This window comes from Cryobacterium flavum, assembly GCF_900103805.1.
GTDB classification, from domain to species: domain Bacteria; phylum Actinomycetota; class Actinomycetes; order Actinomycetales; family Microbacteriaceae; genus Cryobacterium; species Cryobacterium flavum.
Map to the genome: position 1 here is coordinate 89,655 of NZ_FNIB01000010.1, position 24,039 is coordinate 113,693.

Sequence of the window (24,039 nt, forward strand, 5' to 3'; positions counted from 1 at the left end):
TCATCACTGCCACGCGTCGAGGGGACTATGATCTTTCGCTATTTAACCGGGCAGGTGGGCAGGTCGCTCGTGTCGCCGGTCTTGATTCCCTCGAGGGCCGTGAGCGCCTGATCGAGCGTCGAAACCGAGAACACGGTCAGACCATCGGGGATATTGCCGGTCACCTCGTCGCAGTTGTCCGCTGGGGCCAGAAACCAGGTTGCCCCACTCTCAAGTGCGCCGTGCAGTTTCTGCTGGATGCCGCCGATCGGTCCCACCGCGCCGGACTGATCGATGGTTCCGGTGCCGGCCACGTTTTCGCCGCCCTGCAACTGGCCAGGGGTGAGCTTGTCAATGATGCCAAGCGCGAACATCATCCCGGCACTGGGGCCGCCGACCTTGTCGAGTTGAATCTGCACCTCGAACGGAAAGTCATAGGTGACCGACACGTTGACTCCGGCCACCACCGTTCCGTCGTTGTCGATCGGCGTGACCGAGACGGTTTGCGCGACACCGCCGCGCAGGATGTCGATGCTCGCCGCCTTATCAGCGCCGTTGACCTGCAGGGCAGCGCGCAGTTCGGCGACATTGGCCACCGCTTGGCCGTTCACCGCGGCGATCTGGTCCTTGCGCTCGATGACTCGCGCGGCCGGAGAACCATCGGGCAGGCTGACCACCGTGACCGTCGTGGGGTAGTCGTAGCCGAGGTGCGTGAGTGCGGCGGCGATGGCATCCTGTTGGGAATTGATCATGTCGGCGCTCGACTGCGCGTCGCGCTGCTCGGTACTGACGTTCTCGGGAAAGACCTGATCAATGGGCAGTACGGCCTCGCTCGGATCGAGCCAGGCTCCGGCAACCGTGAGCCAGCTCGGGCGGTTCTCCCGATTGCCGAGCAACGACACGGTGAGCAGATCCAGCGTGCCCTTGGTCGGGTAGACCATCTCGTCGGGGATGGTGATGAGCAGCGTTTCGACGTCATCGGCGTCGGTGGCAGAGCCGAGGGTGTTGAAGACCGGGCCCGGCTTCTCGATGACGTAGGGGGCCGGCATGATACCCAGGATCACCCCGGCGACGAGTGCGATCAACAGCGCCATCCAGCCGAACGATGGGCGCCGGCGCCGTGCACTGGTGGGTGCCGGTGAGTCATGGGTGAAGAGAGCCACCGTGCTCCTTCCGTGTTGGTACTGGTCTGGTTACGGGTCGTGTTCGCGACGGGCGCACAGCAAGCCCTTCAGCCTAGGATATTTCCCAGCCCCGAGCGGGCTACTCGCACTAGCGTAGAAGTATGCAACTGAGAGGGGCCTGAAGTGGCCGACGATTCCCTACCCCCGAACGATCAGAACCCGAACGAGCCGAGCGACGAGTTTCGTGACATGCTGCGCGACATTCTGAGCGGCAAGAGCGGAATCGACCCGAGCCAGCTTGCCGGTGCTGCCGGCCTGCCGAACGATCCGGCCAGCGTGGCCGCCCTCATGCAACAGCTCCAGGGTGCCATGAACTCCCAGGGCACCGGCGTGGACTGGGAGATTGCGCTCACCCAGGGCCAGCAGCGAGCGGCCAACGGCCAGCTCATGGCGACCGATGAGCAGCAGACCCAGTTGCGTCAGGCCTTTCACATTGCGGCGCTCTGGCTCGATGACGTCATCTCCGTGGCCGAACTGACCGTTGAACCACGCCTCATGACCCGCCGCGAATGGGTCACCGCGACCATGCCGCTCTGGACTCAGCTGGCCGAACCCGTTGCCACGAGCATCTCCGACTCTCTGACCCGCGTCTTCGCCGAGCAGGTGCCCGAGGAGATGCAGGGCATGGTCGCCAACGCGAGCCAGCTCGTGCGCAGTATCGGCGGCACCCTGTTCGCCATGCAGCTCGGCCAGGTCGTCGGCCAGCTCGCCAGCGAGGTCGTCAGCGGCGGCGACGTCGGCATTCCGCTGCTCGGCGAGCAGCAGGCTGCACTGCTCCCCCAGAACGTTGCCGACTTCGGCAACGGCCTCGACGTTCCCGCAGACCAGGTGCAGATCTACCTGGCCGTGCGCGAGATCGCCCACGCCCGTCTGTTTCGTCATGCCCGCTGGCTGCGCCTGCACCTGACCAGCGCGGTCACCGCTTACGCGCGCGGAATCAGTATCGACTCCAGCCGGCTCGAAGAACTCGCCGGAAGCTTCGACCCGTCGAACCCGGAAGACCTGCGTCAGGCCATGGTCGACGGTTCGCTCATCCAGCGACAGGACGAGTCACAGATTTCAGCCTTGGCCCGCCTCGAAACGATGCTCGCCCTGGTCGAAGGGTGGGTCGACATCGTCACCGCTCGCGCCACCATCCGACTGCCCAAAGCGGATGCCATCGCCGAGACGGTCAAACGCCGCCGAGCCTCCGGTGGCCCAGCCGAATCCGCCTTCGCGACCCTCGTCGGTCTTGAGCTTCGCCCGCGCCGATTGCGGGAGGCTGCTGCCATGTGGCAGGCCGTGACGGATGCCGTGGGTAACGAAGCGCGCGACGCGCTCTGGTCGCACCCCGATCTGCTGCCCACCGAGCAGGACATCGACGATCCCCAGAAGCTCATTGCTCGCCTCACGAGTGCGGCTCGTGGCGAGCCCGACGTGCTCGACGACGTCGACCAGGCTCTCGAAGACCTGCTGCGCGATGACGGTGCCGAGCGCCCGCACGAGGAATAGAACACTTTTCTACCCCTCAGGGGGGGTCGCAACGTTGCGGCAACCTTTGCTGATCTACCGTCGTGCAACGGACGAAATGTCCCAAACGAAGGAGTTTGGCAATGACGATTACCGAGAGCGATCCGAAAAAATCCACCCGGGTGCCCACGACCATGCACGCGGCCGTCGTGCACGAGTTCGGCCAGAACCTCACCATCGATGAGGTACCGGTACCAACCCCCGGCCCCGGCCAGGCCCTGGTCAAACTGATCAGCAGCGGTGTCTGCCACACCGACCTGCACGCCGTTGAGGGCGACTGGCCGGTCAAGCCGAGCCCGCCATTCATTCCCGGCCACGAGGGTGTCGGCGAGGTCGTCGCCCTCGGCGCCGGCGTCGATGACCTCGCCGTCGGCGACCTGGTCGGCAACGCGTGGCTCTGGAGCGCGTGTGGCAGCTGCCAGTACTGCCGTACCGGCTGGGAGACCCTCTGCGAAGCGCAGCAGAACGGCGGCTACAGCGTCGACGGTTCGTTCGGACAGTACATGCTCGTCGACTCCCGCTTCGCCGTGCGCATTCCTCACGGCGCCGACCCGATCGAAATCGCCCCGGTGCTGTGCGCCGGCGTCACCGTCTACAAGGGCCTCAAGATGACCGAGGCCCGTCCGGGCCAGTGGGTCGTCATCTCCGGCATCGGTGGCCTCGGTCACATCGCCGTGCAGTATGCCAAGGCGATGGGCCTGCGCGTTGCCGCCGTCGACATCGCCGACGACAAGCTCGCGCTCGCGCGCAAGCACGGCGCCGAACTCGTGATCAATGCTCTTGACGGAGACCCGGTCGCCGCCATTCAGAAAGCCACCGGCGGAGTGCACGGCGTACTCGTGACCGCGGTTCACCCGGCCGCCTTCGGCCAGGCAATCGGCATGACCCGTCGTGGCGGCACCATCGTCTTCAACGGCCTGCCGCCGGGAGACTTCCCAGCCCCGATCTTCGACATCGTGCTCAAGGGCCTTACTATTCGCGGCTCCATCGTGGGTACCCGCCAGGACATGGAAGAAGCCCTGCAGTTCTACGCGCGCGGCCAGATTCACCCCACGGTCTCCGAACGCCGCATCGACGAGGTCAACGAGGTACTCGACGAGATGAAGCACGGCAAGATCGACGGTCGCGTGGTCATCCGCTACTAGGTTGCCCCACCACGATCTGCACTGAGGTGCGGGCTGCGGATACGTTCGAATCCCAATGTTCGAGCGTGGTCGCGCCCGCACCTCTGGTGTGCCTGTGGATAACTTCTCCGCGTTCTGGCCAGGTGCGTCATCATGTCGGCATGGCCCTCCGACTGAACCCACGATACCCACTGGTCTGGCGCACACCGGATTGCGTCCAACTCGGCGTGGACCACGCCATCGTCACGATCGGCGGGCTCACTCTCGCCCACGAAGCCGTGCTGTCAGCCCTCACTGCTGGGGTGCATCGATCGGGTGCGCTGCTGTTGGGAACCCTCGCCGGGGCATCCGCTGCGGAGGTGGCGCACCTGCTCGAACTGCTCGAGCCGGCACTGCTGTACGTGCCGGACGATGCAGAACCCACGGTCACGCCCCTGCCCCGCACCGTGCTCGTTGACGGCGTCGGGCCGACCGCTTTTCGGGTGCGCACCCTGCTGTCCAACCTCGGCATCGAGGATCCGCTGCCCGGCGACGAACCCGACCTGGCCGTGCTGGTCGGGCAGTACGTTTTCTCACCCGAGCGTCACGGACACTGGCTGCGCCGTGATATTCCGCACCTTCCGGTGGTGTTCAGCGACAGCGCGGCGCGGGTCGGGCCGCTGGTCGAACCGGGCCAGGGGCCCTGCCTGACCTGCCTGGAACTGGCACACGTTGACACTGATCCGGCATGGCCGGCCATGGCCTGCCAGCTGGCCCCGCGACAGGCCCCGAGTGAAACGCCCAGGCTGAGTTTTGAGGTGGCCGCCCGAGTGGCCGGGCTCGTACAGGATCGCCTGGAGACGGGCCGGTCAGCGGTGTTCGCCCGGTCGTTGAGCATCGACGCCGTCACCGGTACCGTCACGCGGAGCGAGCACCGGCTCCACGAGCGGTGCGGCTGCCAAGCTCTTGCAGAAAACGAGACCGTTCCCGAGGCGCGCGAGCCTGCACACCCGACGACGACCAGCTGAGCGCGAGTCGGCGGCGGGCCCGGGTGATGCCGACGTAGAGCAGACGACGTTCCTCGTCGATCTGATCGAAGGTGCTGGCATAGCTGATCGGCACGAGACCTTCGCTGAGCCCGACCACGAACACGTCATCCCATTCGAGGCCCTTAGCTGAGTGCATCGTGGCGAGCGTCACGGCCGACACGGTCGGTTCGTGCTGGCCGGCCTGGCGTTCCATCAGCTCGTCGGTGAACTGGCGAAATGTGGTTCCCGGTGCGGCTTGGTCGACCAGCCCCATCAGGGCATTGAGGGATTCCCACCGAGCCTGCACCGCGCCGCGCGTCTCCGGCGCCGTCTGGCTCCAGCCGAGCGAACGCAACACGTCGCTGACCGACTTGAACAGCGGTTCCCCGACGATCGAAACGGATGCCGCCCTTAGGCTCATCACCGCCTGCTTCACCTCCGGCAGGTCGAAGAACCGTTTGGCCCCGCGAATCTGGTAGCTCACCCCCACCTCGGTCAGCGCCGTTTCGAGCAGCGCGGCCTGCACGTTGACCCGGAACAGAACGGCCACGTCTTCGGGTTTGGTGCCGGTGTCGATGAGATGCAGGATCTGCTCGGCGACGCCGCGCGCCTCGGCCATATCGGAGGCATAGCCGCGCACTGTCGGATCGGGGCCGCCGTCGGACTGTGCGGCGTGCAGGGTCAGCGCGCCGGAACGGCCGCGCATGAGCTGGTTGGCAGTGGCCACGATCGGCGCCGTTGACCGGTAGTTCTGCTCAAGCCGCACCACGGTGGCGTCCTCGTAGTGTTTGGGAAAGTCGAGCAGGTAGTCGCTGCGGGCGCCGGCGAAGGAGTAGATGGTCTGGCTGGCATCGCCGACGACGCAGAGGTCGCGGCGGTCGCCGAGCCAGAGTGCGAGCAGGTCGTGCTGAAGCGGGGAGACGTCCTGGTATTCGTCGACGACGAAGAATCGGTACTGTTCGCGCACCTGCAGTGCCACCGACGGTTCGGCCTCGATCATGCCAGCCATGGCGAGCAGCACGTCTTCGAAGTCGATCTGTTTGCGATCGTCTTTGAGCTTCTCGTAGGTCTGCTGCAGGGCGACCACCTGGTCCACATCGAGCCGACCGGGCAGGCTGCGTCTGGCGATGCCGGCAGCGTACTGCTCGATGCTCAGGCCGCTGGTCTTGCGCCATTCCACCTCGGCGGCGAGGTCGCGCAGGGTGGCGGTGTCGATTTTAAGGTGCAGGGCTTCGGCGGCGTGGCCGAGAATGCGCCCCTTGCCGTCAAGGATGCGTGGTGCCTGCCCGCCGACGACGTGCGGCCAGAAGTAGTTCAGTTGGGACAGCGCGGCGGCGTGGAAGGTGCGCGCGGCCACTCCCCCGGCGCCGAGCTGCCGCAGACGACCGCGCAGTTCGGCGGCCGAGCGGCTCGTGAAGGTGAGCGCCATGACCCGGTTGGGAGCATAGGCGCCGGTCAGCACGCCGAGCGCGATGCGGTGGGTGATGGCGCGGGTCTTGCCGGTGCCGGCCCCGGCGAGCATGCAGACCGGGCCGATCAGCGCTTCGGCGGCAATCCGCTGCTGCTCGTCGAGGCCTTTCAGTAAGGAATCGGCGGTCACCGTCACGGTCGGATCAGTTCCGTCGCGGCGGGCAGCGGGGCGCCGAGCCAGCGCTCGATCATGGCGTGCGCGATCGAGGACGGGCCGGGCAGCAGCATCCACTCGCCGGCGTCCTGCAGTTCCTGCCGGCTGAACCAGCGCAGCGCCAGAATCTCGGCGCCATCGGGCAGCAGGTCGTGGGCGGGCTGGTCGTCGGCTAGCCGGGCCGTGAACCCGCACATGACCGAGGCCGGAAACGGCCACGGCTGCGAGCCGACATAGGCCGGGTCGGTGACCCTCAGGCCGGATTCCTCAAACATTTCGCGGATCACGGCCGATTCCAGGGCCTCGCCGGGTTCGACGAAACCCGCGAGCAACGAATATCGGTTGTTCTCCCACATAGCGTTGGAGCCGAGCAGAATGCGATCGTCGGCGTCGGTGATGAGCACGATCACGGCCGGGTCTGTGCGCGGAAAAACCTGGCTGTTGTCGACCGGGCAGCGACGCACCCAACCGCCCTCTTCGACCACAGTTGCGGCGCCGCAGCGCGGGCAGTGAGCGTGTGAGGCGTGCCAGTTGAGCACGCCGAGGGCCTCGGTAAACAGGCCGGCGTCACGGTCATCCAGCACGGTCGCGACCGTGCGCAGGCCGACCCAGCGCGTGGAATCGGACTCGAGGCCGACAGCGGCGGCATCATCGAGCTGCACGGCGACGATTTGCGTCCCGAATGCTTCGGGCAGGTCGGTCGAGAGCGACCGGCCCAGGTAGACGCGCAGGCTCGGGTTCTGTGCACTCATCGGCAGGCTCGTCGGCGACAGCAGGGCGAGGTGCACGGCGCCGGTGTGGTCCTTTGGCGCGAGCAGAATTTTACCGTGCCAGACGGGCAGAACGCGGGTGGCGGCATCCGCCCAGAGCTGGTCGAACAGCCCGGGAACGCCACGGCTGAGATGATCGCGGTCGATCGCGTGCCGAGACAGCGGCAACCGCGTCGTGAAAGTGAACGACATGGTGAATCTCCGAGCTCTGCGAGAACGTGGGTGTGGAGGCGTGGCGAATAACCAGCAGGTGCGTAATTCGATCTAACCTAGTAGGCATGGCCAGAACTCAACTCACTCTAGCCGCGTTAGCCACCTCCGCTGTTCCGGGGCTCGACGTGGCCTACGCCCGTAAGCACAGTGCCGGCGCGCACGGACTGTTCGACTCGGCGCTCGTCATCGACAGAGACGGGCGGGCGCTGATCATTCGCGTTCCTACCAGCCAGTCGGCCGAAACGGAGCAGTCCGCTGACCTCGTGGCGTTGCGCGCGCTCACCACCGGCAATCGCAGCCGGCTGCCGTTCGACGTTCCGGAATATGTCGGCCAGACGCCGATTCAAGGTACCCGCGCGGTCGTCTACGAGCTGCTGGCCGGTGACAGTTTCGATGCGGATGCCCTCACCGGGCACGAGGGCGTCTCCGGGTCGATCGGGCGGGCCATCGCCGCGATCCACTCACTGCCGAGCGCCTTCATCGGCACCGCCGGGCTTCCCCAGCAGAGCGCGGAACAGTGTCGCAAGGATACGATCGACCTGATCGACCGCGCCGCCAACACGGGCTACCTGCCCGCCGCGCTTCTGCGCCGCTGGGAACAGGCCACCGACGACGATGCGCTGTGGCAGTTCGCACCGGCCGTGGTTCACGGGTCGATGTCGGCCGATTCCATTCTGATCACCGACGACGCCGTGTCGGGCATTCTCGGCTGGTCGGGCCTGGCCGTCGGTGACCCGGCCCGCGACCTGCACTGGTTGCTTGCCGCGCGCGGTAACGCCGCCGAACTGGCCATCGATGCCTACTCGAACGCACGCCAGGGCAGTGATACCCACATCACCCAGCGCGCCATGCTCTATGCCGAGCTCGAGCTGGCCCGCTGGCTGCTGCACGGCGCGAGCAGCCACGACCAGTCCATCGTCGATGACGCCGTCGCCATGCTCGACGGGCTCGTCGATACCGTGCACAGCCATACCCAGCAGCCGCTCTCCCCCGAAACCGGCCCGATCATGACCGTCGACGACGTGGAGACCATGCTCGACCACATGCCGCGCGCCGCTCGGGATTACGACCAGCACGCAGCGATGCACACCGACAGCTACAACTTCTCGGGACTGACCATCGATTCCGAATCCGACGACGACTCCGAGGATGCTTCGTCGAGCACCGGGGTCATCGCCCCAGACCAGGCGGCGAGAAGGTCTGCCTCGGAGTAGAGACGCTCCGGGGCTATGACGGTGTCGTCGGCCACGAAGTAGAACACCGCGTCGACAATGCTCGGATCGATCCCCTTCCACCGGGCATAGGCCAATCGGTAGAGCGCGAGCTGCGTCTGCTTGAGTTCGAGGTCGGCGGCGTTTTTTGGTGCCCGCCCGGTTTTCCAGTCGACCACCTGAAACCCGGTCGGCGTTTGGTAGACGGCGTCGAGCTTGCAGACAAAGACCTGGCCGCCGAGCACGTGGTGAATTTCAATCTCGACGTCGACGGGCGCCCGATCGGCCCATTCGGACCGTTCGAAGGTAGCTTGCAGTACCGCGAATTGCTCCTGCTCCGGCACCCCGAGGTCACTCAGCGTGCCGGTACCGCCGTCGTCGTCGGTGCCGAAGTCGAGTTCGTTCAGTGCGGCATCGACGCGGTCGGTACCGGTGGCACCGCCGGCGCGGCTCTCCACCCAGGAGTGGAACAGAGTTCCCAGCCGCGTGGCCCGATAGGGACGCTGCGGCATCGGGCGCCGCAGCTCGGCGGCGACTCCGGCCGGGTCGTCGACGTAATCCTTGAACCGGGAGGCCGGAATGCGGGTGGGTACGGGGGCCGCCGCGCCACCGGCCAGCCGCAGGGCGCGTTCCTCGAGCAGCAGGGTGACCGCGTGGGACCAGCGGGTGGGGGCATCCGCTTGGCTGCCCGCCACGCGGGTCGCTGCGGCTTCAACGAGCGCGCGACGGGTACCGAGCGGGTCGAACGGCCACAGTTCGGTGCCGTCCTCGGCGGAATCCGGCTTGACGACCTCGTCGCTCGTGTCGGGGATGGCGGGGATGAGGCCGGCCTCGGCGAGTTCGGTCAGGTAGCGGCTGGGCCGCCGCATGGTCGATCCGGGGCCCCAGAACGAGCCGGTTAGCAGCAACTCTCGTTTGGCGCGGGTGGTGGCCACGTAGATGAGCCGGCGTTCTTCGTCGTCGTGCCGTGTCGCCAGCTCGGCCTTGTAGGTCTGGAAAGCCAGCTCGTAGTCGAGCTGGGTCTCGTGGCCGATGATTTCAAGTTCGGGCAGTTCGGAGCGGTCGCCGCGAAAACCGTAGGGCAGTTCGCCGAAACGCAGCCAGCCGCTGGTGTCGCGAGCAGCCGCGGGGAGGCTCTTCTCGGTCAGGTTGGGAATAGCTACGAAGTCCCATTCCAGGCCCTTGGCGCCGTGAATCGTGAGCAGCTGCACGGTGCCCTGTTCGGAGAGTTCGGCGCGCGGGCCGAGGTCATCCTGCAGCTCCGCGCGCTTCAGCCAGCGCAGAAAACTGGCCAGGGTGCCCTGCTCGTCACTGTCGAGGAAGGCGGCAACCGTGTCGTGGAAGGAGTACAGGTTGGCCAGTCCGAGATCGTTGGCCTCGTTCGCGGTCAGTTCGATGTCCAGCCGAAATTCCTGCTCGATCAGGCGCACGAAGTCGAGCAGCGGCAGGCCGGCGCGGGATCGCAGCCAGGCCAGCTGCCGACCGGCCGACTGCACGCGGGCGCGCCCCAGCTCGCTGAACCCGTCGAACTGGCCGTGGGAGTCAGGCGCAGTGCCGAGAAAATCGAGCGCATCGACAAGGGAACTGCCCTCGTCGCCGGCGACGGATGCCCGCAGCTTGCCCCGTAGATCGGCCGAGATGGCCTGCTGCGCCCAGTCATGTCCGGCCAGCCAGCGCGCCACGTCGGCGAGCGCCGCGAGGTCGCGGGCGCCGACCCGGTAGCGGGCGCCGCTGAGCAGGCGTACCAGTTCGCTGCCGGCAGCCGGGTCGTGCACCACACGCAGCACGCTCACGACATCGGCGACCTCCGGGGTCGAGAGCAACCCGCCGAGGCCGAGCACGTGGGCGCGCACACCGTGCGCCCGCAGTACCTCGGCGAAGTAGTCCATCTCGCGGCGCGCACGAAACAGCATCGCGCCGCTGTAGTCGGCGGGCCCGTGGTCGCCGACCAGCCGGGCGGCAAACCAGTCGGCGACCGCGCCGGCCTCCTCGGCGATGGTTTGCGCCATGACCGCGTCGACAGTGCCTGGTCTGGTGCCGGTCGGCACCTTGAGCGTTTCGACCTGGATTCCGCCCGGCTTGGCCCGCAAGGCTTCGCTGAGCGGCGCGACGAGGGCGTTGGCGGTATCCAGCACGCGAGCGGGATTGCGCCAGGTGAACGACAGCGACATCGTCGGAGCGGACGCTGCGGCGCTGAAATCCTGCGCGAAGCCGAGCAGGTTTGCGGAACTGGCACCGCGCCATCCGTAAATCGACTGGTGCGGGTCACCGACCGCCATCACCGGGTGGTCACGAAACAGGGTGTGCAGCAGCTCGGTCTGCAACACCGAGGTGTCCTGGTATTCATCGAGCAGCACCACCCGATACTGGTCGCGGTAGCGGTCGACGACCGCATCGACCTTCTGGCAGACCTGGAGTGCAAGGGCCACCTGGTCGGAGAACTCGATCAGGCCGAGGCGCCGCTTCTCGCTGCTGTAGTGCGCGGCGAGTTCGGCCAGCACCGGCAGCGGTGCAACCGAGGCCAGGGACTCGACCGCCGAATCGTAGGGCTTCTTCTTGCGCGGATTGCCGTAGGGCAGATCGGGGAGGTAGGCGAAACTCTGGGCCAGAGCGGCGAGGTCGTGCGGCGCTCCCGGGGCGCCGTCGTGCCAGGCTGGCGGGTTCTCGGCGAGGGCGCGACTGAGCTGCAGCACGGCGTCGGTGACCTGGTCGAGGCTCTTGCCGAACGGCACGAGGCGGCCGTCGCCGTGCTCGATGACGACCCGCCGGGCGAGCAGCCAGCCGCTCGTTTCGCTCAGCAGAACCGACTCCGGTTCCCGGCCGAGCAGCAGAGCATTGTCGGTGAACAGGCGACTGGCGAAGGAGTTGTAGGTGGAGACGTTCGGAGTGTTGAACAGGTCGGAACCCGCCGCTGCGGTGGAGTCATCGCCGTCATCGGTGCCGGCGATCATCGGCATGAGGCCGGCTCGGTCGAGCTCGGTGATGCGCCGGTTGATGCGCTCTCCCAGTTCGCCGGCTGCCTTCCGCGTGAAGGTGAGCCCGAGAATCTGGTCGGGACGGGCGTGGCCGTTCGCGAGCAGCCAGAGCACCCGGTTGGCCATGGTCTCGGTCTTGCCACTGCCGGCTCCGGCGACCACCAGGGTGGGAGTGAGCGGCGCCTCGATCACCGCCTGCTGTTCGCTGGTGGGCGGCGGCAGTTCGAGTTGCGCGGCGATGTCGAGGGCCGAAATTGTCGAGATCGTCGTGCTGAGACTCATGAGCTGACCTGCTTGATGACGTGGATTCGGCAGGACCCGTGGGACCGCGGGTCGAGGCAGTGCGAGGTGATCTCGGCGATGAAGGTGGCGCCGCCCATGCCCGTCGCGTCGGCACCGACCCGCTCGCGGAAAGCAACGAGCTGCTCCGGCGTGAAGGCGGGCTGGGTGGGATTGCGGTAATTCTGTTTGACCGTGCCGGACGAGACGATGACCAGGCGGGCCCCGGCCAGGTCCATATCCCCGGACACGCCCTCGATGACGCCGTCCTGGAACGCTAGCTGATAAGCGCCGAGTTGCGGATGCTCCGCGACGCCGACATCGCTGGTCGCGTCACCCTTGCCGGTTTTCAGGTCGACGATCACGGCCCGGCCGTCGGCCTGGCGTTCCACCCGGTCGATGGTGCCGGAGAGCACGGCACCGCTCACCTCAAGCGTGAAGGTGCCCTCGGCGCTCAAAAGCTCACCACCGCCGCGTTCGAAATCGAGCAGGTAGGAGGCGAGCCGGTCGGTGAGCTCCCTGGCTGCGACCTTCTGCACGCGCGACTGCCAGTCAGCGTCGAAGTCGAGCTCATTCCAGCGCGCCTCCACGCCCTGCCAGAGCGCTTCGGGCCGGCGATCGGTCGCGTCTTCCATGACCTTGTGAATGATCGTGCCGAGGTTCGCTGCGGTGTTCGAGCTGCCACCGCCGACCTGGCCGATCAGCCAGTGCAGCGGGCAGGTTTCGAAGGCCGCCATGCGCGACGGCGAGACCCGCACGGGCTCGTCGCCGGCCTCTGGATCGTTGAGCGGGCGCACGGTGCTGGGGTCGGTCAGCCCGTACCACTGGTCGGGCGCAGCGCCGGGCACGTTTTCGCTGGCCAGGCGGGCCAGCGTGGCCGCGGCATCCGCTGCCCGGGCGACCGTCTCGGAGTCGGTGCGAGCCGGCGAGCGGATGGCGCGGGTTAGGTCGCGGCGCAGCCGCCCGGCCAGGCCGCGCAGCGACAGGGGGTAGCGGCCAAGATCGTCAACGCCCAGGTCGGGCTCAGGCGCGGGCAGCAGGCGCAGAAACACCGAGGGTTCGTTCTCTTCATTGCTTACGGCGGTGACGAGCAGTTCGGTCGTGGCCCGGCTGGCGGCCTGGGCGAACATGCGCAGTTCGTCGTGGAGTACCTGGGTGCGGGCAGCGGTTCCGGCCAGCCCCGTATCGCCCTGTCCCGAAGCAACCAGGGCCAGGTCACCGGCGCCGAGCAGTGACCCGCGGATGCGCAGGTCGGGCCAGACGTTGGCCTGAACGCCGGCGAGCACGACGATGTCGAAATCCCGTCCGATGGTGCCGCTCGGCGTCGACACGATGACGGCAGCGCCGAGCGAGCGCGGCGCGAGGGTGTCTTCGGGCACATCCGTGTCGACGAGGTGTTCGAGGAACAATACCGGCGGGGCCGATGGCGTGCGCTCGACATAGCGCTGGGCGGCGGAGAACAGGGCGACGACGGCGTCGAGGTTGTGGTTGGCTTCGTCGGCGACGATTCCGGTTCCGGTGGACTGTTCTTTCCACTCTCGCTCGAGGCCGCTGCGCTGCCACAGGCCCCAGAGCAGTTCTTCGATGGTGGCGCCAGCGTCGTATTCGATTTTGGCCTGGCGCAGGCTGGCTCCGCAGCCGGCCGCACGGCGGGCGGTGCGGTTGTCGATGGTGAGGAGCAGCTCGGGGTCGAGGAGGGCGGCAACGAGCAGGTCGTCAGCGCTGCGCGGTTCGGCGTTGTCAGTGGCCAGCTCCTGTTGGCGCAGCGCTGCGCGCAGCCGGCGCAGGGTGATCGGGTCGAGTCCGCCGAGCGGGCCGCGCAGCAGCAGGGTCGCTGCTTCCGGGGCGAGCGGCTTACGGCCGAGGGTTACTTCGAGGGCCAGGATGAAGGCCCGCACCGCGTACTCGTCGCGCAGCGCGGTGCTCGCCGTCGAAATCTGGGTCGGCACTTCTAGGGCTGCGAGCCCCTTGGAGATCGAAGGGACCAGCGACCCGGTGCGCACGATCACGGCCATGCGGGACCACGGAATGTCGTCGATCACGTGGCGTTCGCGCAGCAGCCGGGCGATCACAGCGAGCTGATCGGCCGGGCTGCTGGCAACGACGGTGTGCACGGATTGGTCGAGATATTCGCCCGGAACGGCCGCCACACTCGTCTGTTCGATCGTGGCCGGTTCGATGCTGGCTTGTTCGATGCTGGCCGCGGCACGCTGGGTTCCAGCCGCCGCCGCCCCGATCCGGCTGGTGATCTCCGCGACGACACGACGGATGCCCGACCCGTGCCGGTAGACCGTCCCCAGCACGATCGGCGCGGCCACCCGGCCGCCGTCTGCGGGCACGCCGGGACGCAGGTACGAGCCGAGACGGCCCAGGGCATCCGGGTGGGCACCGTGGAACGAGCCGGTGCTGATGTCGGGGTCGCCGACGGCGACGATCGCTACCCCGCGCGCCTGAAACTGGGCGAGCAGGGTGAGCGTGGCCTGGGTGACCTCCTGCGCATCGTCGAGCACAATCAAGCGCAAGCCGGCCAGCGAACCGAGTGTTGCAACGCCCGCCATTCCTGCCTCGGCACCGGCCACGATCGCGGCGGCATAGCGGGCAAGCTCGGTGGAGTCGAACTGGCCCGGGCGAGCCTGGTCTTTGGCCTCCTCGTAGCCGCGAATGAACTCGGCCGCCGCAACCCACTCCGGCCGACCGAGGCCGAAACGCTCGAGCTGGCCAGGGGTCACCCCGTATTCCACCGCTCGCATCATGAGGTCGCGCAGTTCGGTGCGAAAACCGCGCAGGCGGCGCACGTCGGCACCGAGCGTGGCCGGCCAGGCCGGCCCTGCTCCGTCGTCGAGGTGGCCCTGCAGCAGTTCGGCGATGATCTGGTCTTGCTCGCCACCGGTGAGCAGCGTGGGCGGAGGATCACCGGCCTGGGCCACGGCGGAACGCACAATCTGAAAGGCCACCGAGTTGGCGCTGCGAGCCAGCGGACCGTTGGTGGGCACACCGAGGCGCAGTGCGAGCCGGTCGCGCAGGGCTGTGGCACCGGCGCGGGTCGGCACCAGCACCAGAACCTCGCTCGGCGAATAGCCACGGTTCAAGACCCGATCGGCCACGAGTTCGACGAGCGTCATGGTCTTGCCGCTGCCTGGCGCGCCGATCACCGCGCCACTCACCCCGTCGGGGAGGTCGAGAACGGCCTGCTGGGCGGCATCAAGGTCGAGGTTGGTCACATTTCAACGGTAACGGGTTGCGCCGACAGTGAAATCGGTCAGGGCTGGTCTGCGTTCTGTCGTACTCTGGGCGCAAGGCTACGAAAGGCAGTTCGGTGGATATTCGCATTGGTATTTTCAACTCTCCCCGGGAGATTGGTTTTGAGACTTCGCAGCCAGCGACCGAGATTGAGGAGACCGTTGCGGCGGCCCTCTCCGGTCAGACCGGCTACCTGAAGCTCAGCGACAGCAAGGGTCGCGTCTACATCGTTCCGACCGTGGGCCTGGCCTACGTCGAACTCGGCAGCGAAGAGTCACGCCGCGTCGGTTTCGTCGCTTAACGCACATGGAACTGCTGTTCGTCGCGCTGTTCGGCGCGGTCATCGGCCTCGCCGCGCGGTATTTTCTGCCCGGGCGGTCCACCCAGGGTTCGGTGCTGGTTCCGGCGATCGGAACGGTCGCGGCATCCGCGGTCTGGGTCGGGCTGACCTGGCTCGGCTGGGATTGGGCCGGCGGGTGGATCTGGTGGGTGTCTCTCGGGGCCGCCGCCGCTGCATCCGTTGTGCTGAACCTGGTGATTAGTCGACGACGTATTCACGCCGACCAGCGGATGCTGCAACTCCTCGCCAAAACCGGCTCGCCCGACACCGCGTAGCGTTCGGGGCGCTCGCTAGGCAGTGAGGCCGAGTCCGTCCATGCGGCGGGTGTGTGCGGCGATGAGCTCGGTGAAGACCGGTTCGATGCGCGCCTCGGCTCCGTCGCCTCGGTCAGTACCAGGATCGGCGGCTGGCATCGCCGACCGGGCCACGAGCAGGGTGTCTCCGACGAGTCGGCGACCCCACATGGCCAGCCGGGATCCGAGCGCCACGTCGTTTTCGATGGCGGTCTGCAGTTCGTGCACGAGCACGTCGGTGCCGGAATCCTCGCCGAGCAGCTGCGCCACCCGCGGGCCGATGTCGCGCGGCAGGCCGTCAGAGAGTCGAATGAAGAAGTCGTCGAGAAGACCGCCGGCGAGGTAGCAGCTCAGCAGCAGCTCGTGCCAGTTCGCACCGCTGGTCTTCTGGCGAAACTCATCGAGGCCGGCGACGAACGGGGCCATCTCGGTGGCTGGCTCGTGCCCGCGGCGACGAATCTCGGTGATCAGGCCGTGATGCTTGCTCAGGGCCCGACCGGCGGCGGCGCTGAGGCCTTCCTTCACGGCGAGGTTCGGCGCTGTCGCCACGGCGCGGGCCAGGCTTTCGAACTCGCCGAGCTCGCAGTAGGCGGCCTGGCCGAGAAAATGCTGCACACCGGGAGCGAGGGAACTGATGTCCACTTTTTCGGTTGGCTGGAGCGCCCCGCGGGCGGAAAGCCGGGGAGCTTCATTGCGCTGCGGGCGCCGACCGAACCACGTGACCACGGGCTTAGCTTAGGACAGCGCGCCTGTGGCCGCGGTACAGGCGGGGCAGTAAGGTGGAATTACGTCGCCGGCAAGGATCGGCGGCCGCTGCCCGAGACGCAAAAACGGGCGCACTTCGCTTCCAGTTAATGACAGGCATACATTCGTGACTTTCTCCGAACTTAATATTGACCAGGACATGGTCGACTCCCTTGCAGCCAAGGGCATCCTCGAACCGTTCCCCATTCAGACCCAGACCATCCCCCTCGCCCTGGCCGGCCAGGACATCATCGGCCAGGCCAAGACCGGCACCGGCAAGACCTTCGGTTTCGGCCTTCCGGTCATTCAGCGCCTCGGCCTCGACCCCGAGCCCGGCGTGCAGGCACTCATCGTCGTTCCAACCCGAGAACTGTGCGTTCAGGTTTCCGAGGACCTCGAGCTCGCTGCGGCCGGCCGTAACACCAAGATCGTCTCCATCTACGGCGGCAAGGCCTACGAGGGACAGATCGAACAGCTCAAGGCTGGCGCGCAGATCGTGGTCGGCACCCCCGGGCGCCTGCTCGACCTGGCCAGCCAGCGTCTGCTCACCCTTGCCAACGTGCGCGAGATGGTGCTCGACGAGGCCGATAAGATGCTCGACCTCGGTTTTCTCTCCGACATTGAGAAGCTGTTCTCGCAGACGCCGTCCACTCGCCACACCATGCTGTTCTCGGCGACGATGCCCGGGCCGATCGTGGCCCTCGCCCGTCGCTTCATGAACCGCCCGATCCACATTCGTGCGACCGACCCCGACGAAGGCCTCATGCAGGCCAACATCGAGCACCTCGTCTACCGTGCCCACAACATGGACAAGGACGAGGTCATCGGCCGCATCCTCATGGCCGAGGGCCGCGGCAAGACCATCATCTTCACCCGCACGAAGCGCGCCGCCGCGAAGCTCGTCGAAGAACTCGGCGACCGCGGCTTCAATGCCACGGCCGTGCACGGCGACCTCAACCAGGAACAGCGCGAACGCGCCATGGCCAGCTTCAAGAGCGGCAAGAAAGAAATCCTGATCGCAACGGATGTCGCTGCTCGCGGTATCGACGTCGAAGACGTCACCCACGTGATCAATCACACCATTCCCGAAGACGAGAAGGCATACCTGCACCGCGTCGGTCGCACCGGCCGCGCCGGCAAGACCGGAATCGCCGTCACCTTCGTCGACTGGGACGACCTGCACAAGTGGTCGCTGATCAACAAGGCGCTGGACTTCGGCCAGCCCGAACCGATGGAAACCTACTCTTCGTCGCCGCACCTCTACACCGACCTGAACATTCCGGCCGGTTCCAAGGGCCGCCTGCGTGCAACCCCGGTTAAAGACGTCGCTGCTGGCGACACTCGCACCGGTGGCGCCGGTCGCTCGGGCGGGGCACGCAGCGGCGCTGGCGGTCGCTCGGACTCCGGTCGGTCCGGCGGCGCACCGCGCGGTGGTCGATCCGAGGGCGGCCGCGGTCGTGGTGATTCCACCCGCGCAGCCGATCGGGCGGCAACGAGCCCGGTGACCACCGGCGCCGACGAAGGCCGGCCCGCCCGGTCGCGCACTCGCGTCAGTTCCAGCACCAATCCGGATGCCCCGGCCGCTACCCCGGCAGCCGGCACTCACGATGGCGGCGGAGCCGAGCACCACGACGGCAACAACGCGCCGCTGCGTCGCAGCCGCACCCGTCGTCGCTCACCGCAGACCGGCAGCAGCATCTAGCAGCTGATCAAATCATGAGGGCCCGGCATCCGGGCTGACACCGTTTCGACCGTGCCAGCCTGGGTCCGGGCATTTGTGTATTGGTGCCCCGGCATCCGCTATTGCGGTCAGCCGTTGAGAATCAGCCGTAGACGGGAGCTGAGCCGCGCCCCTGCGCGATGATGCGGTCGAGCACCTCGGGGGCCGTCGTGTTCTCGCCGAGCCGGTTGGGCTTGCCTGTACCGTGGTAGTCGCTCGAGCCGGTGACCAACAGCCCGAACTTGGCGGCGAGTTCGTACAGCCGAGCGGTGGGTTCCGGGTTGTTCTCACGGTGACCCAGTTCGAGGCCGAACAGGCCGGCACCCACCATGGTCTTCAGCCGGGACTCTTCGACGACCTCATTGATGCCGCGCGTGGCGGGGTGCGCGATGACCGGCACTCCCCCGGCGGCACGCACCAGTTCGATCGCGCGCAGCGGGTCGGGCGCGTAGTGCGGTTGAAAGTAGCCGGCTTTCCAGTGCAGAATATCGGCGAAGGCCGCGCTGCGGTTCCGGGCATGGCCGCGGGCCACGAGGGCGTCGGCGATGTGTGGCCGACCAACGGTGGCATCGGGGGTGGTCTGGGCGAGTACGTCGTCCCAGCTCAGGTCGTAGTCGACCCCGATGCGAGCGACCATCTGCTCGGCCCGGCTGAGCCTGGCCGCCCGCACCCTGGTCATCTCGGCCAGCAGGGCCGGATCGGTCGGGTCGAAGAGATATGCCAAAAGGTGCACACTCGCGTACTGTACCCGCGTGCTGAATTCCATTCCGGGAATAAGCGTGATTCGGTCGGTGCGCGCCGCAGCGGATGCCTCGGCCCAGCCGGCCGTGGAGTCGTGGTCGGTGAGGGCAATCGTGCCCAGGCCCGCAGCGGATGCCGCACGAACCAGCTCGGCCGGCGTCTCGGTACCGTCCGACACGCTGGAGTGCGCGTGCAGATCGATCGGACCCTGGAATTGCCGCGCGACTGCCATCACCCCATGCTAGTTGTCCACTTGAGCCCCCTCCTCTCTGCGCGAAGCGCTGGGGATTCCCCAGAATTCTCATCTACAGTTCAAAACAATGTTCACGCGACTCTTCCGGGCACTGATTCTCATCGCTGCCGCCGTTTTCCTGCTGGTCCTGACCTGGCCGCAGGCGTTCGGCCTGCACAACACCTGGGTCGTCGCACACCTCGTGTCGTTTCGGGCGATCGCCGTGATCGGTGCGATCGTCGGCCTCGTGCTGTTCGGTCTGCTGCGCTTCATTCGGCCGCTGCGGCGAACCCTCGGCATGGTCATGGTGCTGCTCGCCCTGTTCGCCGTGGCCAATCTCGGTATTCTCGTCTCCCGCGGCTTCACCGCTGATACCGCCGATGTCAGTACGGCGCCAACTAGTTCCGCCGACTCCGTCACCGTGCTCAGCTGGAACACACTGGGAGACGCTCCGGGCGCCGCGGTCATCGCCGCGGAAGCGGTGGCTCAGAATGCCGACATCGTCACCCTGCCCGAAACAACAGAGGCGACCGGTGTCCTGATCGCCGAACTCATGCGCGACGCCGGCCGGCCCATGTGGGTGCACACACTTGCCTTCGATCTGGTGTCGAAGGCTCGTTCCACCACCCTGCTGATCAGTCCGGAACTCGGCGAGTACGCCGTGAGCAACGCGGCCGGGTCCGGCCCGCCCGGAAACACCAACGTGCTGCCGACCGTTGTCGCCAAACCGGTGGACGGCAGCGGACCGACCATCGTGGCCGCACATGCCGTGGCCCCGATCCAGTATGAAATGTCGAACTGGCGCAGCGACCTCGACTGGCTCGCCACCCAGTGTCAGGCCGACAACGTGATCATGGCGGGCGATTTCAACTCGACCCTCGATCACATGGCCGGCCGCGCCGGTGCGCCGGACGCTGTTCTCGGAAACTGCGGGGATGCCGCGCTATCGGCCGGCGCAGCGGCCGTCGGCACCTGGCCCACCAGCATTCCCGCGCTGCTCGGCAGCCCCATCGATCACGTCATGGCTACCCCGAACTGGCACGTGAGCGCGCTGCAGGTGATCGAGTCGCTCGACGGTGCCGGCAGCGATCACCGGCCGATCGTGGCCACGCTCACACCGGCCGCGTAGACCGCGCAGGCACCGGCATCCGGTCATCGCAGCATCTGCGCCACGGTGATCGGCCGCCGCCCAGAGTGCGGTGCGAGAATGGTGCAATGGCTGATACCACTGCTTCCGCTCTTATTCCCGCTGCTCTGACTCCACCCGTGCGCTCGAACGAGAACCGTTCGACCACACCGGGATCTACCGGCTTCAAATCGTTCATCGCGAGCGGCTGGGCCGATCGCACCGACGTGCTGCCGCCCGCCCGCGAACAGGCGCCCTTCGCCGCCGCCCGACGTGCGCGGCTCTCTGCCCAGTACCGCGGAGCGCGCCTGATCATTCCGGCCGGCCGATTGAAGCAGCGCTCCAACGACACCGACTACGCCTTTCGTGCACACTCCGCCTTCGCGCACCTCACCGGCTGGGGCAGCGACAGCGAACCCGGCGCCGTTCTCGTGCTCGAACCGACGGATGCCGGCCACGACGCCACACTGTACTTTCGGGAACGAGCCGGCCGCGACTCCGACGAGTTCTACGCCAACCCCGACATCGGCGAATTCTGGATCGGCCCGCGCCCATCGGTGGCCCAGGTCGCGAGCGATCTGGCTCTCGATGTGCGCGGCATCGCCGAGCTCGCCGGAGTGCTGAACGCCGTCGACAGCGAAACCCTCGTGCTGCGGGAGGCCGACCCGACCTTCACCGAGCAGGTCGACGAAGCCCGCCTGCGCTTCGCCGCGGAACGGGTACTCGGCAGCAACGCCACCGATTCCCCGTTCAGCATCGAGATCAACGCCGAGCACGAGCCCGACGCCGGCTTGGCCCGCGACGTCTCCGAACTGCGCCTGGTGAAGGATGCCTACGAGATTGCGCAGATGCGCCTCGCCGTCGCCGCGACCGCGCGCGGCTTCGACGATGTCATCGCCGACCTGCCGCGTTCGAGCCAGCACGCCCGCGGCGAGCGCCTGGTCGAGGGCGTCTTCAACACCCGGGCGCGCAGCGACGGCAACACGGTCGGCTACGACACCATCGCCGCGTCCGGCCCGCACGCCTGCATCCTGCACTGGACCCGCAACGACGGCGTCGTCGCCCCCGGCGACCTGATTCTCATCGACGCCGGCGTTGAGCTCGACAGCTACTACACCGCCGACATCACCCGCACCCTCCCGGTCAACGGCGTCTACACCGACGTTCAGCGTCTGGTCTACGAGACCGTTCGTGAAGCAGCGGATGCCGCCTTCGCCGTCGTTCTCCCCGGCGTGGTGTTTCGCGACGTGCACGCTGCGGCAATGAACGTCATCGCGCGCCGCACCGCCGAGTGGGGCATGCTTCCGGTCTCCGCCGACGAGGCCCTGCAGCCAGAGAACGGCCAGCACCGCCGCTACATGGTGCACGGCACCAGCCACCATCTCGGCATCGACGTGCACGACTGCGCGCAGGCCCGCCGCGACATGTACATGGACGGCGTACTCGAACCGGGCATGGTCTTCACCATCGAACCCGGCCTGTACTTTCAGCCCGACGACCTCACCGTTCCGGCCGAATTCCGCGGCATCGGCGTGCGCATCGAAGACGACATCCTGGTGACCGAGACCGGTGCCGAAAACCTCTCGGCCGCGATCCCCCGAACCGCCACCGAGGTAGAGGCGTGGTTGGCGGCGTCCAAGCGCTAACCGGTTCGCGAGAGCGCAAAAAGTGCCCGTTTGAGAATCTCAATCGGGCACTTTTTGCGCTCTCGCGTGACTATTCAGAGGGGGTGACGGGTGCCGGGGGCTCGTCGCCCAGCAGGTTGCGGGCACGGTGTACCAATTCGGGATCGACGATGATCTGGTAACTGGTCGCGATGACCTGCATGGTCGAGGTGAAGTCACGCCGGCGCCGGTTGATGGCGTAGCTTGCGATCCCGAGCAGCATGCCGAACCCGGCGCCCATGATGAGGGCGGCGAACACGAACGGCAGGCTCGATCCGGTCGGCGAGAACAGAAAGAACAGGATGCCGAAGAAGATTCCGAGCCAGGCACCGGATGCCGCCCCCGCGAGCGCGACCCGGCCGTAGGTCAGTTTGCCGGTCACCCGCTCAACACTCTTGAGGTCGTTGCCCACGATCGAGAGCTGTTTCACCGGAAAATCGGCCTTCGCCAGCGTGTCGACGGCGGCCTGCGCGTCAGCGTACGTGCTGTAGGTGGCGAGCACCTCCCCGCGCGGCAACACGGGGGGCAGCACCGGGCGGCGTCGGGAGAAAAGGCTCTGGTTGCTCATGGCCCCATTCTTTCATGACGGCCGGACTGCGGGGCTGAGTGGTCGTTCAGCGAAAATGAACCCTTCGTGCCGGGCCACGATTATCAGGCCAGTGGCCTACATTTATAGTGTGAGTGCCACCAGAGTTTTTGTTGCCCGACTGGCCGGGTGCACCGTTTTCGACCCCGCGGGCGACCGCGTGGGCAAGGTGCGCGATGTTCTCGTGGTGTATCGAAAAAACGACCCGCCCAGCGTTGTCGGCCTGATCGTGGAGATACCGGGCAAACGGCGCGTGTTCGTGTCGATCAATCGGGTCACCAGCATCGGCAGCGGCCAGATCATCACGACCGGCCTGATCAACGTGCGCCGCTACGAACAGCGCGGCGGCGAGGTGCGCGTCATCGCCGAATTACTCGGCCGCAAGGTGCTCTTCACCGACGGTTCCGGCGAAGCCACGATTGAAGACGTCGCGATCAAGGAGGGCACGGAGGCGGACTGGGCCATCAGCCAACTGTTCGTGCGCCGCCCCAAAACCAGCGCCTCACCGTTCGTCAAGGGCGTCACGACCTTCGCCACCTGGGCCGAGGTACGCGAAAAAGAAACCAAGGGCCAGGCGCAATCCGCCGAGCACCTCATCGCGACCTACTCCGACCTTAAGCCCGCCGACCTTGCCAACACCCTGCTCGACCTGCCGCGCGAGCGCATGTTCGAGGTAGCCGGTGAACTGCCGGACGATCGCCTCGCCGACGTGCTCGAAGAGATGCCCGAAACCGACCAGGTCGGCATTCTGACCAGCCTCGGCGACGCCCGCGCCGCCGACGTGCTCGACCAGATGCAGCCCGACGACGCCGCCGACCTCATCGCCCAGCTGCCAGAGGAGCGCGGCGAACAGCTGCTCGACCTGATGGAGCCCGAAGAAGCCGAAGACGTACGCTTTCTGCTCTCCTACGCCCCCGACACCGCGGGCGGGCTCATGACGACCGAACCGATCATTGTTTCAGCCGACGCCACCGTCGCCGAAGGACTCGCGCGCATCCGTCGGCACGACCTGGCCCCGGCGCTCGGCGCGGCGATCTGCGTGACCCTGCCGCCCTACGAAGCTCCCACCGGCCGATTCCTCGGCATGGTGCATTTTCAGCGGATGCTGCGCTACCCGCCCCACGAACGCCTCGGCACGCTGCTCGACGCCGGACTCGACCCGGTCACCGCCGACACGTCGGCCGCCGAAGTGAGCCGTATCCTGGCGAGCTACGACCTGGTGTCGGTGCCCGTGGTCGACGAGAACTACCGACTGGTCGGGGTGGTGACGATTGATGACGTGCTCGACTACCTGCTGCCCGACGACTGGCGCAGCCACGACGGCAATGATGATGTGCGCCGCCGGGCCGCAGCCCGCAGCGAACTGAGAACCGGCAGCATTCCACTGCCCGGAGCGCAAAGGACGACTCGTGGCCCACAATAACCGCCGAACCGGCAGCATTACCATACCAATACTGCCCGGAGCGCAAAGGACGACT

General features: G+C 67.1%; 18 protein-coding genes. 10 read left to right on the forward strand and 8 right to left on the reverse strand.

The window, feature by feature from the left end; genetic code table 11:
* Positions 1–38: 38 nt before the first annotated feature.
* Entirely contained in the window at positions 39–1,142 is a 1,104-nt protein-coding gene (locus tag BLS91_RS14810; RefSeq protein WP_092341521.1) for a YlbL family protein, read from the reverse strand.
* Between the two features lie 210 nt (positions 1,143–1,352).
* On the opposite strand from BLS91_RS14810, the gene BLS91_RS14815 reads away from it, so the two are divergent.
* From BLS91_RS14815 to BLS91_RS14825, 3 genes are all read left to right on the forward strand, one after another.
* Positions 1,353–2,654, forward strand: a complete 1,302-nt coding sequence (locus BLS91_RS14815; protein ID WP_092341548.1) for a zinc-dependent metalloprotease — start codon at positions 1,353–1,355, stop codon at positions 2,652–2,654.
* A 152-nt stretch (positions 2,655–2,806) separates the two neighbouring features.
* Positions 2,807–3,817, forward strand: a complete 1,011-nt coding sequence (adhP, locus tag BLS91_RS14820; RefSeq protein ID WP_092341549.1) for an alcohol dehydrogenase AdhP — start codon at positions 2,807–2,809, stop codon at positions 3,815–3,817.
* 140 nt (positions 3,818–3,957) lie between these two features.
* Entirely contained in the window at positions 3,958–4,803 is an 846-nt protein-coding gene (locus tag BLS91_RS14825; protein WP_134505248.1) for a TOMM precursor leader peptide-binding protein, read from the forward strand.
* Here BLS91_RS14825 and BLS91_RS14830 read toward each other — a convergent pair.
* The gene (locus BLS91_RS14830) at positions 4,694–6,403 is read right to left on the reverse strand and encodes an ATP-dependent helicase (protein WP_092341523.1); all 1,710 of its coding nucleotides are present in this window, start codon (positions 6,401–6,403) and stop codon (positions 4,694–4,696) included. The genes BLS91_RS14825 and BLS91_RS14830 overlap by 110 nt on opposite strands.
* A gap of 2 nt (positions 6,404–6,405) precedes the next feature.
* Positions 6,406–7,389 (reverse strand): NAD(+) diphosphatase, encoded by a 984-nt coding sequence (nudC, locus tag BLS91_RS14835; protein WP_092341524.1) that lies wholly within the window; start codon positions 7,387–7,389, stop codon positions 6,406–6,408.
* 86 nt (positions 7,390–7,475) lie between these two features.
* Between nudC and BLS91_RS14840 the strand changes: the two genes are divergently transcribed.
* Entirely contained in the window at positions 7,476–8,624 is a 1,149-nt protein-coding gene (locus BLS91_RS14840; RefSeq protein ID WP_134505249.1) for a phosphotransferase, read from the forward strand.
* Here the strand turns inward: BLS91_RS14840 and BLS91_RS14845 are convergent.
* Together BLS91_RS14845 and BLS91_RS14850 are read right to left on the reverse strand one after the other, a co-directional pair.
* A complete protein-coding gene (locus BLS91_RS14845; protein WP_092341525.1) occupies positions 8,507–11,878 on the reverse strand; it encodes an ATP-dependent DNA helicase in 3,372 nt (1,123 codons plus the stop codon). The genes BLS91_RS14840 and BLS91_RS14845 overlap by 118 nt on opposite strands.
* Positions 11,875–15,096: an ATP-dependent helicase gene (locus BLS91_RS14850; protein ID WP_241983103.1), complete on the reverse strand. Its 3,222-nt coding sequence runs from the start codon at positions 15,094–15,096 to the stop codon at positions 11,875–11,877. The genes BLS91_RS14845 and BLS91_RS14850 overlap by 4 nt, the downstream gene beginning before the upstream one ends.
* A 95-nt stretch (positions 15,097–15,191) precedes the next feature.
* Between BLS91_RS14850 and BLS91_RS14855 the strand changes: the two genes are divergently transcribed.
* A complete protein-coding gene (locus BLS91_RS14855) occupies positions 15,192–15,416 on the forward strand; it encodes a DUF3107 domain-containing protein (RefSeq protein ID WP_092108379.1) in 225 nt (74 codons plus the stop codon).
* 5 nt (positions 15,417–15,421) lie between these two features.
* Positions 15,422–15,730: a hypothetical protein gene (locus BLS91_RS14860; protein WP_092341526.1), complete on the forward strand. Its 309-nt coding sequence runs from the start codon at positions 15,422–15,424 to the stop codon at positions 15,728–15,730.
* Between the two features lie 15 nt (positions 15,731–15,745).
* Here BLS91_RS14860 and BLS91_RS14865 read toward each other — a convergent pair whose 3' ends face one another.
* Entirely contained in the window at positions 15,746–16,390 is a 645-nt protein-coding gene (locus BLS91_RS14865; protein ID WP_244288017.1) for a ferritin-like fold-containing protein, read from the reverse strand.
* Between the two features lie 229 nt (positions 16,391–16,619).
* Here BLS91_RS14865 and BLS91_RS14870 point away from each other — a divergent pair, with 229 nt between their 5' ends.
* The gene (locus BLS91_RS14870) at positions 16,620–18,194 is read left to right on the forward strand and encodes a DEAD/DEAH box helicase (protein ID WP_092341528.1); all 1,575 of its coding nucleotides are present in this window, start codon (positions 16,620–16,622) and stop codon (positions 18,192–18,194) included.
* A gap of 121 nt (positions 18,195–18,315) precedes the next feature.
* Here the strand turns inward: BLS91_RS14870 and BLS91_RS14875 are convergent, their stop codons facing one another.
* Entirely contained in the window at positions 18,316–19,185 is an 870-nt protein-coding gene (locus BLS91_RS14875; protein WP_092341529.1) for a PHP domain-containing protein, read from the reverse strand.
* 88 nt (positions 19,186–19,273) lie between these two features.
* On the opposite strand from BLS91_RS14875, the gene BLS91_RS14880 reads away from it, so the two are divergent.
* The gene (locus BLS91_RS14880; RefSeq protein ID WP_092341530.1) at positions 19,274–20,314 is read left to right on the forward strand and encodes an endonuclease/exonuclease/phosphatase family protein; all 1,041 of its coding nucleotides are present in this window, start codon (positions 19,274–19,276) and stop codon (positions 20,312–20,314) included.
* Positions 20,315–20,400: 86 nt separating this feature from the next.
* Positions 20,401–21,957: an aminopeptidase P family protein gene (locus BLS91_RS14885; RefSeq protein ID WP_092341531.1), complete on the forward strand. Its 1,557-nt coding sequence runs from the start codon at positions 20,401–20,403 to the stop codon at positions 21,955–21,957.
* Between the two features lie 70 nt (positions 21,958–22,027).
* Here the strand turns inward: BLS91_RS14885 and BLS91_RS14890 are convergent, their stop codons facing one another.
* Positions 22,028–22,543 carry a YflT domain-containing protein gene (locus tag BLS91_RS14890; protein ID WP_092341532.1) on the reverse strand — a complete coding sequence of 172 codons (516 nt, stop codon included), beginning with the start codon at positions 22,541–22,543 and terminating at the stop codon, positions 22,028–22,030.
* 109 nt (positions 22,544–22,652) lie between these two features.
* Between BLS91_RS14890 and BLS91_RS14895 the strand changes: the two genes are divergently transcribed.
* A complete protein-coding gene (locus BLS91_RS14895) occupies positions 22,653–23,984 on the forward strand; it encodes a magnesium transporter MgtE N-terminal domain-containing protein (protein WP_092341551.1) in 1,332 nt (443 codons plus the stop codon).
* The last annotated feature ends 55 nt before the right edge of the window (positions 23,985–24,039 follow it).